At 42.4% G+C, this 12,730-nt stretch carries 9 protein-coding genes; 4 read left to right on the top strand and 5 right to left on the bottom strand.

What is annotated here, in order from left to right; genetic code table 11:
• Positions 1-2,020 (bottom strand): M13 family metallopeptidase (locus tag RG47T_RS17975; protein ID WP_253187536.1); only part of this gene is annotated, 2,020 nt, incomplete at its 3' end.
• 204 nt (positions 2,021-2,224) lie between these two features.
• Here RG47T_RS17975 and RG47T_RS17980 point away from each other — a divergent pair.
• Genes RG47T_RS17980 through RG47T_RS17990 form a run of 3 tightly spaced genes read left to right on the top strand, consistent with a single transcriptional unit; the run spans position 2,225 to position 3,781 of the window.
• The gene (locus RG47T_RS17980) at positions 2,225-2,698 is read left to right on the top strand and encodes a ribonuclease H-like YkuK family protein (RefSeq protein WP_074490848.1); all 474 of its coding nucleotides are present in this window, start codon (positions 2,225-2,227) and stop codon (positions 2,696-2,698) included.
• A gap of 55 nt (positions 2,699-2,753) precedes the next feature.
• Entirely contained in the window at positions 2,754-3,284 is a 531-nt protein-coding gene (locus RG47T_RS17985) for a TlpA family protein disulfide reductase (protein ID WP_074490849.1), read from the top strand.
• Between the two features lie 17 nt (positions 3,285-3,301).
• The gene (locus RG47T_RS17990; protein ID WP_245770891.1) at positions 3,302-3,781 is read left to right on the top strand and encodes an SRPBCC family protein; all 480 of its coding nucleotides are present in this window, start codon (positions 3,302-3,304) and stop codon (positions 3,779-3,781) included.
• A 29-nt stretch (positions 3,782-3,810) separates the two neighbouring features.
• Here the strand turns inward: RG47T_RS17990 and RG47T_RS17995 are convergent, their stop codons facing one another.
• The 4 genes from RG47T_RS17995 to mnmL form a co-directional block, all read right to left on the bottom strand.
• The gene (locus RG47T_RS17995) at positions 3,811-4,641 is read right to left on the bottom strand and encodes a hypothetical protein (protein WP_074490850.1); all 831 of its coding nucleotides are present in this window, start codon (positions 4,639-4,641) and stop codon (positions 3,811-3,813) included.
• Positions 4,642-4,660: 19 nt separating this feature from the next.
• On the bottom strand, positions 4,661-6,067 hold the full coding sequence (locus RG47T_RS18000) for an acetylxylan esterase (protein ID WP_083627454.1): 1,407 nt from the start codon (positions 6,065-6,067) through the stop codon (positions 4,661-4,663).
• The gene (locus RG47T_RS18005) at positions 6,064-7,317 is read right to left on the bottom strand and encodes an acyltransferase family protein (protein ID WP_074490852.1); all 1,254 of its coding nucleotides are present in this window, start codon (positions 7,315-7,317) and stop codon (positions 6,064-6,066) included. The genes RG47T_RS18000 and RG47T_RS18005 overlap by 4 nt, the downstream gene beginning before the upstream one ends.
• 81 nt (positions 7,318-7,398) lie before the next feature.
• Complete coding sequence (gene mnmL, locus RG47T_RS18010; RefSeq protein WP_074490853.1) at positions 7,399-8,352, bottom strand: tRNA modification radical SAM protein MnmL/YtqA; 954 nt, start codon at positions 8,350-8,352, stop codon at positions 7,399-7,401.
• 325 nt (positions 8,353-8,677) lie between these two features.
• On the opposite strand from mnmL, the gene RG47T_RS26455 reads away from it, so the two are divergent.
• On the top strand, positions 8,678-12,613 hold the full coding sequence (locus RG47T_RS26455) for a methylmalonyl-CoA mutase family protein (RefSeq protein ID WP_175538915.1): 3,936 nt from the start codon (positions 8,678-8,680) through the stop codon (positions 12,611-12,613).
• The last annotated feature ends 117 nt before the right edge of the window (positions 12,614-12,730 follow it).

Below are 12,730 nucleotides of genomic sequence, written 5' to 3' on the forward strand. Positions count from 1 at the left end.
GCTTGTATAATTTATCGCCGGGTTTCACATCAAATGCTTTGTACCAGGCATCCGTATTCGAGATTGGGCCGTTTACACGATACATGGCGGGTGAGTGCGGGTCGTTGTTGATTCGCATCCGGGTAGACTCATCCCTGTTTTTACTACGCCAAATTTGGGCAAGGGATAAAAAGAAGCGCTGGTCTGGCGTAAAACCGTCTATCTTGTGGTCGCTTTTGCCTTCGGCTGTTCTTTTAAAGGCTTCGTAGGCTAAAGCTACACCACCGTTATCAGCAATGTTTTCGCCCAAAGTCAGGTTACCATTTACATGCGTATCTCCTAAAACAGTGTAGGCATCATATTGCTTGGCTACTGCCTGAGTTTTAGCTTTAAATTTGTCATTGTCCTCTTTGGTCCACCATACATTCAGGTTACCATCCTTATCATACTGGCTGCCCTGGTCGTCAAAACCGTGGGTCATTTCGTGGCCAATTACCATCCCTATGCCGCCGTAATTAATGGCATCATCGGCATCCTTGTCAAAAAACGGATATTGCAATATCCCCGCAGGGAACACAATTTCATTAAAACTTGGATTGTAATAAGCATTCAGCGTTGGCGGTGTCATCCCCCATTCGGTTCTGTCTACCGGCTTATTTACCTTATCAACCATCTCTTTATAGTTATGCTTAGAGATAGATTGCATGTTGTTATAAAAAGCATCTTTGCTAATCGTCACATCATCATATTTTTTCCACTTATCAGGATAACCTACCTTTTTAGTGAAAGCATTTAGTTTAATAATTGCTTTCTCCTTGGTAGCCGGGCTCATCCAGTCCAGTTTTTCAATCCGTTCTTTATAAACAGCCTGCAGGTTATTTACCAGGTCGGTGATCCGTTTTTTAGCCTCGGGTGTAAAATACTTTTTTACATAGATCTGCCCAAGCAATTCGCCCAAACCGCCATCAACAGTAGTAACCATTGTTTTCCAACGTTCTTTAGGTTGCTTTTGCCCGTTAAGGGTTTTGTCGTTAAACTCGAAGCTTGCCGCTCTAAAATCTTTGCTCAGGTAATTGGCGCTACCGCTCAAAGCCATAAACTTAAGCTTGGTTTTCCAGGTAGCTATCGGTTCAGCTTTTAGCATTTTAAACAAGGCAATATCATACTTTGGCTGGCCAACTAATACGGTATCAGTTTTAAAGCCCATGCGTTTAAACAAGTCGTTCAAATCAACATCTGTTATTTTTTTCTGAATATCGGCAACAGCAAACTTGTTATAGTTTTTTATCGGGTCGCGCAATTCAACCGGGGTAGAGTGCGATTTTGCCAGTTCGGTTTCGAGTTTTAAAATATCTTGTGCATTTTTTGCCGCATTAGCTGCATCTACACCAGTTAAAATAAACAGCTTGGTAATATAGGCAACATATGCTTCGCGGATCTTTTTGGTATCGGCATCTGTTTTAAAATAGTAATCGCGGTTAGGCAGGCCTAAACCATCCTGGTCAAACTGGGCAACATTTTGCTTGCTGTTGCGGCCATCAGGCGCTACATAAAAGCCAAACAGATAACCATCGCCATCTTTATAGCTGCCTGCTACATAATTAATCAGGTCTTTATAATCTTTAAGTGCATCAATTGCTGCAAGCGTTGGTTTAATTGGCGAGTCGCCCAGCTTATCTATAGCTGTAGTATCCATACCGCTGTTATACAAATCGCCTACTTTTTGCTCGGCGCTGCCTTTAGCAGCATCTTGTTTAACTGCGTCTTCTAAAATTTGGTGTAAACTTTTTTGGGTATTGTTAAATAATTGCTTGGCTAAACCCCAGCCCGTTTCAGACGCAGGTATTTCGGTTTTTTTAAGCCAGTCTCCGTTAGCATATTCAAAAAAGTTGTCGCCAGGCTTAACTGTGGTATCCATACCGGCTTTATCAAAAAACACGGTACGCTTGGGTGCTTCGGTACTTTGCTGGCTTTTTTTGGTATTACATGCAGCGGTTAAAACTGCAGGCACAGCCAGCCATAATAGGGGTTTGATATTCATTGAAATTATATTTACGTAAAGATGCGTAACCGCAAGCAAATATTAAAACGCCATTTTCAATCCATAATTGTGCTTTAAGCTGTTGATAATTAGGCTTGTGTTAACAAATAAATAATCTGGGCTTCATTTATTTATGGAAACTAATTGCATACTTTTATAAACCACTGGCAAGGTTTCTGAAAATTTATACTTAATACAATTTTTATGACCTGGAGAAAATTTAGCGGTGAAATACTGCAAACCCCCATTATTGAAGAAGTAGAAAGAACAATTGAGCGCGAAACCCTGCTGGGTAACAAGCTTAAAGTTTGCATTGGTACAGACTCGCAAGTAAAAGGTTCTGTTACCGATTTTGCAACGGTTATTGTTTTTTTACGCGAACAGCGCGGCGGCTTTATGTACATCCACCAGGAACGTACCTCACAAAAAATGAGCATTAAAGAAAGGATGCTGTCTGAAGTGCAAAAATCAATTGATATTGCCTACAAGCTTTGCGATCTGCTGGATTTGTACGAAGTTGACCTGGAAGTACATGCCGACATTAACACCAACCCGATGTTTAAATCGAACCAGGCCCTGCACGAGGCCATGGGTTATATTTTAAGCATGGGCTTTGTTTTTAAAGCCAAGCCAGAAGCGTTTGCAAGTTCGTACTGCGCTAACAAAATGGTGCAATAATTTTTCTGCATAGATTAATCTGTTTTGGCTATATTGGCTAAACAAATAATCTGCCATGAAAAAGTATGCCCTGTTTATTGCCCTGCTTATAGGCGCAATATATGTTAAAGCGCAAGCCCCTGCCGAGGACAAATCAACCCTTACCAAGGTTGGCCAGCAAGTGCCTGCCTTTGATTTTTATACCGACCAAACCAAAACAGCATCGATAGAAAGCTACAAAAGCAAAATTGTACTGCTTAACTTTTTTGCTACCTGGTGCCCACCATGCCGACTGGAGTTGCCGCGTGTACAAAAAGAAATTTGGGACAAATATAAAGACAACCCCAAATTTGCATTGTTTGTATTTGGCCGCGAGCAAGGCTGGGATAAAGTACTCCCCTTTAAAGAAAGCAATAACTACACTTTTAGCATTTTACCCGATGAAGGCCGTAAAATTTTCAGCCTGTTTGCCACACAATCTATACCCCGTAATGTAGTACTTGATGAAACCGGAAAAATCATTTATCAATCGATAGGTTACAGCGAAAAAGATTTTGCCGAACTACTTAAAATATTGGATACACACATTAACAAACCTTTAATGTAATATTGGGTTAAGCAATTGTGAAAACCTATCAATTCAAATGGGAGCAAGCCATGCCGGTAAGCATGGAAACCGCCTGGAGCTTTTTTTCGTCGCCGTTAAACCTCGCCAAAATTACCCCGGCCGAGATGAACTTTACGGTAACGTCTGATTATTCGGAACAAACCGTAATGTACCCGGGGATGCTTATTACCTACAAGGTGTCGCCTTTAATGGGCTTAAAGCTAAATTGGGTTACCGAGATTACCCATGTCAAAGACAAAGAATATTTTGTAGATGAGCAACGCTTTGGCCCTTACGCCTTATGGCATCACGAGCATCATTTTAAAGAAATTGACGGCGGAGTGCTCATGACAGATCTGCTTACCTACGCCATTGGCTACGGCCCGATAGGCGGATTTGCCGATAAACTGTTAGTGGCAAAAAAAGTAAGGGGTATTTTTACCTATCGAGAAAAAGCAGTAATAGAGCTTTTTGGCCCTTACTACAAGCCGGTATAATTATATAGCCTGCTTTTGCAGGTTAGTAATTAAAATCTGAACGAACCTTGCAAACTGCCACCGTAACCAACACCGGTATTTACACCTGTTAAAGTGTAGAAGCCGGAAACAGCTAAAGAAATCCTGCGCGAAAACGTATGGCCGTAGGTTAATGAAGTACGGGTATAACTGTAATTACGGGCAGCGCCGGCCAAAACAACAGCCGAGTTAGCAGTAGAATCTGAACTGTGTGAGTATACACCCGATACATCTACAGAAACATGATTAGCTTTATCTAAAGATAAGCCTATAGCTGCCAGGTAAGTAAACTGCCACGGTGCTTCCGAACCAAAAAACTGTCTGTAACCGGCTTCCAGGTTATAATAACCTTTTTTGCTGTTTAGGGTATAAGCGCCGGTATTCATTAACTTAACCTCAGACCCATACATGCCTAAGCCAAGGGTTTGTGCATCATACTTATCATACATCGGCACTATGGCACCCACGTATATGGAAGTATAATTTTTGTATTTATAGTTAATCAAATTATAACTTAAGCCCAATTGCAAATCGCCGAGGCCGTTATGATATTTATCTGTAGTGCTTTGATTTGATACCTGGCGCGAAAAAGGCACACTAAAAATAAAATCTGTACGGCGCGAAAGCCCATAACTGCCAAAAAGGCCTAAAGTATAAGATGTAAAAGCGGTTTTACTATTGGTATGCAGTTTCCCGTAAATATCCCAGTAGTCTTTAGCGGCATAAATGGTAGCACTGGTACCCAATAAAAAGCGTTGCTTGCCCATTGGCCAACCTGCATATGCCTGTTGCTGAGTAGCAAGAAATGTAAGTATTAATATAAGCGTAAAAACTTTCTTCATGTTAATGTTGTGCTAAAAGCTACGGTAAAATAAACGTTTCTTTAATCCAGTAGTATTGAAACTGGTAATAGTTATCATCAACCTCGTGTGTAAGATCGGGGCTAACCCAGGTTTCTTTCTTTTTACTCCCCAACTGGTTATACATGGCATAGCTACATCTGGGCGGGCAAAGTTCGTCAAGCAAACTAATAGCCAGCAGTACGGGGCATTTTACCTGGGGCGCAAAGTTAATAGGGTCGTAATAATCCCAAAGGGCAAATAATTTCTTCTCTGTAAAAGAGTGCGTTCTTTGTACATAATCATTAAGCATCCATATTGGCGATTTTTTCTCCGGATACAGAGTTGGGCCAATCTTAATGGCATCACGCAAATCAGCGTAAAGCGGCAGCTCGGCAGTTACCAGTTTTACGCGGTTATCAAGCCCGGCTAAGGCTATCGCTAAACCGGCACCCTGGCTACCACCAACTACCCCAACTCTTTCGGTATCAAATCCAAAAAAATCTGCATAGGCAGTAATAAAATCCAAACCACGTATACAATCCATGTATACACCCCGGTAAATATATTCATCCCGCGAATCAATATGAAACAGGTTATATTGTCCGTAATACTTTATCGCATCCTTACTGTTGCCATTGCCGCGCACATTGAGGTTAAATACAGCAAAATCGTCATCGTCCATAGTGGGCTTCATGGTTACAATATATCCCGGCAAACGATATTTAACAGGTATGTGGTGCGGGCGCTTTACAGGCATGGTTAACCAGCCACGTATAATGGCATTACCCCACGAGTGCATCTCTACCAGGTATACATCTTTTTGCTTAGTAGATTGTTCGGGGTCTTTGGTTACTTTAAATTGCGGCGCAATTTTTTTCAGCGTCTCTTTGCCACTATCCCAAAAAGCATCAAAATCATTTGGTTTATTAACTACCGTAGCCTTAATTTTTTCGGGCGCAACACCAAATATTCGCTTTACGGTATCATCGTAATCTGTTAAATTAAGCATAAACTTAACCTGGTAAAAGCCTGCTGTTTGGTGCGGCAGGCTAATAACCATACTTTGGCTACCGTTTTTACTTACCTTAAAGTCGTAGCTTTTTTCGTAAACCTTGTCGCCCAGGTCTGTATTAACCAACACGGTTAGTTTACCTTGCTGTTTGGTTGGGTAGGTGCTTTTAACATCAAAAGCATACCTTATTTTATCGTCTTCTTTAAAAAGAGATTTTTTAGGCGACGCATTTACCTTAATTTCCATCTCGCCATCTACCGGAGTTTCGGCAGGCACCAGGGCCTTTGCTTTTGTTACTTTTGCTTCCTTAAGCGGTAAACTCGGAATCAGCTCGCCGGCTGGATTATGTTGCCCGTACATAAATGCCGGCATCATCAATATAGCTATAAGTATGCAATAGGTGTTTTTCTTCATTTTGAGTGCACAGTAGTTGCAGAACCAGGACTTTGAGGCGATACCTTATTAGCATCCTTATTCTTAATTAAAAAATCGGATTTACGAATGTAATGATTCAATGGCTCTTCTATTGTTTTAAACAGCAGGATAGATATGCCATTCAATATAATAAATATATAAAGCAAGTTCAATGCATCATATTCAAATGGCGAATGCCATGCTATTCCCCATTTATCGTACCATTCAAATACCTTATCATTAAGCCAGTTTACACCATCATGTAAATACCTGTACATATAGCCCAAATGGATAAGGTAAAATATATAAGAACTTTTGCCCAGCAGTTCTACAAACTTGTTGGATAGTACCTTCTTTAAAACAGTTGTTTCGGTAAGCAACCCGTAAAAGAAAACAGCGATAGATATAGCCAGTAAATAGTTATTGGTAACAATACCCCAGGGGTTGTGCAAACCTGCCGACCAACCTTTTGGAATTGACAGTAGTGACATAATTAACGGGCAAATAAACACCATTAAAATACCGATGTAGGTATATAGTAAGTTATTGCTGCGTGCTACTCCTTTTTTATGAATGATAAGCGCTAATTGAATGCCCACAAAAAACTCGAAACAGCGGCCCAAGAAGGTGTAAACCATCATAAAGGTAAAATTTCCGAAGAAACCGTACCAAATGAAGTTGCGAAATACCAGCACCAACAAAGCACCTAAGCCTGTTACAAATAGCGGTTGAATATAGAATTTGTTATACTTTTTAGCAACTAGAAAAATGAATGGCGCCGAAAAGTAAAAGCATTCCTCAACCGTAAGCGACCATCCCTGGGCTATGCCCGTAAACTTTAAATCATTGAAAAAACCGCGCAAAAAGGTAATGTTCATCAGCATTAAACCAAAGGGATGTGCAAAGCCTGCCGTTACCTGTGCATCGCCCGTAAAGTAATAATAGATGAATGCCCCGATAGTAAGAAAAAAGTACATGGGGTATATGCGGGCTACCCTGTTTTTAAGGTACTGCTTAAACCAATCTGCGGTTAAATAAAAATTGTTGTAATAACGATAAGCAATCAAAAAACCTGATAAAACAAAAAAGATAGTTACCCCAAAATGGAACTCTTGCAGAAATCTTTTCACACTATGGGGAAAAGATTCATCAAAAGCATACTCGTAGTGGGAAATAAAAACCAGGTATGCAGCTAAAGCACGTACACCTGTTAGGGCAGGTATGTAATTTTGCAGCGTTTTTTGTGACAAAGTTTATGTATTATTTATTAATAGGCTAGTAATTTATAGTACTATCAACGCAATTACAATACCATGAAGAAGCAAACAAGACTACAGTAATGCAGACCCTTGTATAATACCATTATTGGCCAGCTTTTGATCTATATAATATTGTATTTCAGACTTTTTCAATTGCCAGTTAGGCGCAATAAGTAGTTCGCGATCGGAGAGGCCAAACAGGCGCTGCACAACAACATCCGGCCTTACCAATGGTAACAGTTCGCATAAAAAGTTGGCGTACTCATCAAGCGTAAAAAGCTTAAATGGTTCGCGCTTGTATTTCACCCCCATTACAGAACCCTCTACAATGTGCAGGTGATGAAACTTCACAAACTTAATTTGTTTGTGGCGGTTAATCTCGTCGGCATATTTCAGCATCATCTCCTTAGTTTCCCATGGGAAACCGAAAATGGTGTGTACGCAAATATCCAGTTTGCTGTTCTTAACCAGTTCGAGTGCATTTAGCAGATCCTCGTGACTACAGCCACGGTTAATCTGACCGAGTGTTTCGTTATAAATCGATTCCATACCCATTTCCAGATCCACATCAAAGCGGTCGGTATAGCTTTCCAGCAGGGCTATTTTTTCGGCATCTATACAATCCGGGCGCGTGCCTACAGATAGGCCTACAATGTTTTCGGTATCGATACTTAATGCCTCGTCATAAAGCATTTTCAAATAATGCGTAGGTGCATAAGTATTGGTATTGGGCTGAAAGTAGATAATAAACTTGTCGGCCTTATTACCCTTACGGGCACGTTCCATGCCTTGTATCACCTGTTCCCTTAAAGTAGGTGCCTGGCGCGAAACAGATGGTGTGAAAGAATCTACATTACAATAGGTACAGCCGCCGTAACCTTTAGAGCCATCGCGGTTGGGGCAGGTAAACCCGCCATCAACAATAACCTTAAATACACGCTGACCGTTGTACTTTTCGCGCAGCCAGGCACCGTAATTATTGTAACCCTTAAACCCTTGCGCAACTGCAGCCTCTTTAACTTCCATCGGCGCAAAGATACAAATTATAACAGCTAAAACATGGGTAATCAGTCCTGTAATAGAGTAAGTGTGTTATTGGGCTGTCAGTTTTTTGAAGATATCCCGCGCGTGTTTGCAACGCGTGCGGATTGGTTGGGTGTTTATAACGCTCTTGGATCGGGCATTACAAATGCCCTGCCGTATTAAGCACGCGTTGCAAACGCGCGCAAGTCAATAAACCTTATCAACCTTCAGCTACTCACTCCTTCCCTCCCTCACTCCTTCAAAACTAATATTATGCACGCATAGTATTAATGACTAAATTTGTTTTGTAACCAATTATTCCTGCTGCATGGAAAATGTTCCTGTATATAAAAATACTTACAAAATCCGTTTTGTAACGGCCGCCTCATTGTTCGACGGGCACGATGCTACGATCAATATTATGCGCCGCATCCTGCAATCCAGCGGGGCCGAAGTAATCCACCTGGGGCACAACCGCTCGGTAGATGAAGTGGTGAATTGCGCTATACAGGAAGATGTGCAGGGCATTGCTTTAACCTCTTACCAGGGCGGGCACATCGAGTATTTTAAGTATATGCACGATCTGTTGAAGGAACGCGGTGCCGGCCACATCAAAATATTTGGCGGTGGTGGCGGTGTTTTTCTGCCAAAGGAAATTGAGGAATTACAAGCTTACGGTATCAGTAAAATATATTCACCGGATGATGGCCGCCGTATGGGCCTGCAAGGCATGATTAACGATATGCTGCAGCAGTGCGACTTTGAAACCAAAGTAACCCTGAACGGCGAAATGAAGCATTTGCCACAAAAAGATGCTAAGGCAATTGCCCAGTTAATTACCCTTGCCGAGAACCATTACGAGCAATTACCCAAATCAATAACAGCCCCATCTGCTTCGGATAAAACTGCCAATAAAGCTATCCCCGTACTTGGTATTACCGGCACCGGCGGCTCGGGTAAATCATCTTTAGTAGATGAGATCGTTCGGCGTTTTTTGGCCGAGACAGACAAAACGATGGCCATCATTTCCGTCGATCCATCCAAACGCAAAACAGGCGGTGCTTTGCTGGGCGACCGTATCCGGATGAATGCCATCAATAACCCACGCATTTACATGCGATCATTGGCTACCCGGCAGGCCAATCTCGCTTTGTCGGGCTACGTGCAAGAGTCGATAAATATTTGTAAAGCCGCAGGCTTCGATCTCATTATTGTAGAAACATCGGGCATTGGCCAGAGCGATACCATGATTACCGATTATTGCGATGTAACACTCTACGTAATGACGCCCGAATTTGGCGCAGCCACGCAATTGGAAAAAATTGACATGCTGGATTTTGCTGATCTGGTCGCCGTTAACAAATTCGACAAGCGCGGCGCACTGGATGCCATACGCGATGTACGCCGCCAATATAAACGCAACCACCTGCTGTTTGATGCAAGCGATGATAGCATGCCAGTTTTTGGCACTATGGCATCACAATTTAACGACCCGGGCATGAACAGTTTGTTTGATGCCCTGATGAAAACCATTGCTGCTAAAACAGGCATCGACTTTCATCCTAATTTACCTGAGCAAACCATTGAGCAGGACAAAATCTATATTATTCCGCCCGACCGGATCCGATACCTGGCTGAGATTGCGGAGAGCAGTGTTGCTTATACCACGTGGGTAAATGAGCAGTGTAAAATTGCGAAACAGCTGTTTATGGTTAAGGGGACGATGGATTTATTAGCAGAAAACACATCGCTTAAAGAACACACGCCTAACCCCTCTCAAGAGGGGAAAAACCTCACCCCAACCCTCTCCAAAGGAGATGGGGTTAAAGATGGTTTGCAAGAAATTTATCAATATTTAGAAGATCACCTGTATCCTGATTGCAAACGGTTATTGAAAGAATGGCCGGATACAATACAGAAATACAAGGCCGATAACTTTATTTATAAGGTGCGGGATAAGGAAATTAAACAGCCGTTGTTTAGTACTTCGCTGTCACAATTGCGCATCCCTAAAATATCGTTGCCTAAGTATGAAGCATGGGGCGATGTTTTACGCTGGTTGCTGACAGAGAATTTGCCGGGCGAATTTCCTTATGCCGCTGGTGTGTTCCCGCTGAAACGCGAGGGTGAAGACCCAACCCGCATGTTTGCCGGCGAAGGCGGCCCCGAGCGTACCAATAAACGTTTCCACTATGTGTCACTAGGTCAGCCTGCACACAGGCTCTCAACCGCCTTTGATTCGGTTACCCTTTATGGCGAAGACCCGCATATACGCCCTGATATTTACGGTAAAATTGGTAACGCAGGCGTAAGCATTGCCACTTTGGATGATGCTAAGAAACTGTATTCCGGCTTTGATCTTTGCAGTCCGTCAACCTCTGTATCCATGACTATTAATGGCCCTGCACCTATGTTGCTTGGCTTTTTTATGAATGCGGCTATAGATCAGCAGTGTGAAAAATATATTATAGAAAACAAGCTGGAATATTTGGTTGAGGCGAAGTTTAAGGAGTTTTATGATGATAAGGGATTGGAGCGGCCGGTGTATGTTTCCTCTTCGACCGTAAAAGCCTCACCCCAGCCCTCTCCGGAGGAGAGGGGGCAGAATGATCGTGGTTATAAAACTGCGGATACCCGGATATGGGAAATTTTGAAATCCAATTCAAGAGATAATAGAAAAAATCAAACTGAGGCCGAAAACATTTTATGGCAGCAGCTTCGTAATAGCAAAACGAAATACAAAATTCGCAGGCAGCATGCTGTAGATGGCTACATCGCAGATTTCATTTGTTTATCCAAAGGGCTTATCATCGAAGTAGATGGCGGCTATCACGATTTTACCGTAGAGCAAGATGAAGTAAGGACAGCTATTCTCAAGGAAGAAGGTTTTGACGTTATTAGATTTACTAATGATGAGGTTATAAACGACACAGAAAACGTTATAAAAAAAATTACCCTAACACTAAATACTCAACAGGATAAAAAAACTCAAACTTTTATTTCTAACTCCCTCTCCCCCGGAGAGGGCTGGGGTGAGGCTAAACAAGCATCTCTCCCCGAAGGCAACAACGGCCTCGGCCTCCTGCTTCTCGGCCTAACCGGTGATCAGATCCTTCCACCAGATACTTACGCAAAAATTAAGGCTTATGCCATAGCCAACGTTCGCGGTACGGTACAGGCAGATATTTTGAAGGAAGACCAGGCGCAGAATACCTGTATATTTTCTACCGAGTTTGCATTGCGGTTAATGGGCGATATTCAGCAATATTTTATTGATGAAAAGGTACGTAACTTTTATTCGGTATCCATTTCGGGCTATCACATTGCCGAGGCCGGGGCTAACCCGGTTACGCAGCTGGCCTTTACCCTGGCTAACGGCTTTACTTATGTAGAGTACTACTTAAGCAGGGGAATGAATATCGACGATTTTGCACCCAACCTGTCTTTCTTCTTCTCCAATGGTATCGACCCCGAGTATTCGGTAATTGGCCGGGTAGCGCGCCGTATCTGGGCTAAGGCCATCAAGAATAAATATAAAGGTAATGATCGCTCGCAGAAGCTTAAATACCATATCCAAACAAGTGGCCGTTCTTTGCATGCACAAGAGATCGACTTTAATGATATCCGCACAACCTTGCAGGCCCTGTATGCCATTTATGATAACTGCAATTCGCTCCATACCAATGCGTACGACGAGGCTATTACTACCCCTACCGAAGAATCTGTCCGCCGCGCAATGGCTATCCAACTCATTATTAACCGCGAACTGGGGCTTACTAAAAACGAGAACCCTATACAGGGCGCATTTATTATTGAAGAACTGACCGATCTGGTAGAAGAAGCCGTACTTGCCGAGTTTAAACGGATCAATGACCGTGGCGGTGTACTGGGCGCTATGGAAACCATGTATCAACGCAGCAAAATTCAGGAAGAATCTCTGTACTACGAAACCTTGAAACATACTGGCGAGTTTCCGATCATCGGGGTAAATACTTTCCTTAATAAAAAAGGTTCGCCAACCCTGGTGCCTGCCGAAGTGATCCGTGCTACAGAAGAAGAAAAGCAATTACAGATAACCACGCTGGAAGCCTTTAAACAGCGAAACGCCGATAAAGCACCCGCCCTGCTAAAAACATTGCAACAAACAGCCGTAGATGGCGAAAATACTTTTGAACAACTGATGGATGTTTGTAAATATTGCTCTCTTGGGCAAATCTCTAATGCCTTGTACGCAGTGGGTGGGCAGTATAGAAGGAATATGTAAGGATACATGCCGCCGATAATTCTCATTCCCCTCTTGAGAGAGTAATAGCCTATGAAAAGACAGGATAAAAAGTTATCTTTATGATAATGAATATAATAGAAGTGCTTGCAAGGTATT

Source organism: Mucilaginibacter polytrichastri, assembly GCF_001911425.1.
GTDB classification, from domain to species: domain Bacteria; phylum Bacteroidota; class Bacteroidia; order Sphingobacteriales; family Sphingobacteriaceae; genus Mucilaginibacter; species Mucilaginibacter polytrichastri.